The following is a 798-nucleotide window of genomic DNA, read 5'->3' on the forward strand; positions in this document are numbered from 1 at the left end:
ATCGCGAAGGAGCATTCGGGCGCGTACGGGATGGGCGTCGACTACGCGTACACGATGGTCCACAAGGCGCCGCAGCGCACCGCGACGCCGCACGAGTCGATTCCGCCCGTTCCGGCGAAGTAAGCGCGGACGGCCTGCAACGGCTGATGCCGTGCGGCGGGTTCGATGCGAACGCGCCGCATGGGCGCCATGGCCGCGGGCGGCGGACGTGAAAGAAACACGAATGCCGCCCGCGGCATGCCGTTCGGAACGCCGCGCCTGCATTTGAATTTGTCCGGGAGATTTATCGCATGGAACCTTATCTGGTTTCCCTTGGTGCGGGCCTGCTGATCGGTGTGATTTACAGCGCCATCAAGGTTCGCTCTCCCGCACCGCCGCTGATTGCGCTGGTCGGGTTGCTCGGCATGCTGATCGGCGTGCAAGCCTTACCCACCGTGAAACAGCTGTTTGGCTTCTGATCAACAAGAGGTGATGCACATGACCGCAACCGTGACCCAGCCGGATCTGATCCTGCATAACGGACGATTCACGACGCTCGACCGCGCGAACCCCGTCGCCACGGCCGTCGCGATTGCCGCCGGCCGCTTCGTCGCCGTCGGCAGCGACGCGGACGTCATGCCGCTTGCGGGCCGCGCGACGAAGACGATCGATCTCGGCGGCCGCGGCGTGCTGCCGGGCCTGATCGACAACCACTGCCACGTGATTCGCGGCGGCCTGAACCACAACATGGAACTGCGCTGGGACGGCGTGCCGTCGCTCGCGGTCGCGATGGAGATGCTCAAGCGTCAGGTCGCCGTG

The 798-nt window shown here is 65.7% G+C and carries 2 protein-coding genes and 1 pseudogene; all 3 read left to right on the forward strand.

The features are described 5' to 3' along the window. Positions 1-123, forward strand: a pseudogene (locus tag WS61_RS23160) (hydrolase); the annotation flags it as partial. A gap of 167 nt (positions 124-290) precedes the next feature. Beyond that, complete coding sequence (locus WS61_RS23165; protein ID WP_014725963.1) at positions 291-458, forward strand: DUF1427 family protein; 168 nt, start codon at positions 291-293, stop codon at positions 456-458. Positions 459-477: 19 nt separating this feature from the next. Continuing rightward, on the forward strand, positions 478-798 hold a 321-nt coding region (locus tag WS61_RS23170; RefSeq protein WP_157692774.1), incomplete at its 3' end, for an amidohydrolase family protein.

This window comes from Burkholderia sp. ABCPW 11, assembly GCF_001523445.1.
Taxonomy (GTDB): domain Bacteria; phylum Pseudomonadota; class Gammaproteobacteria; order Burkholderiales; family Burkholderiaceae; genus Burkholderia.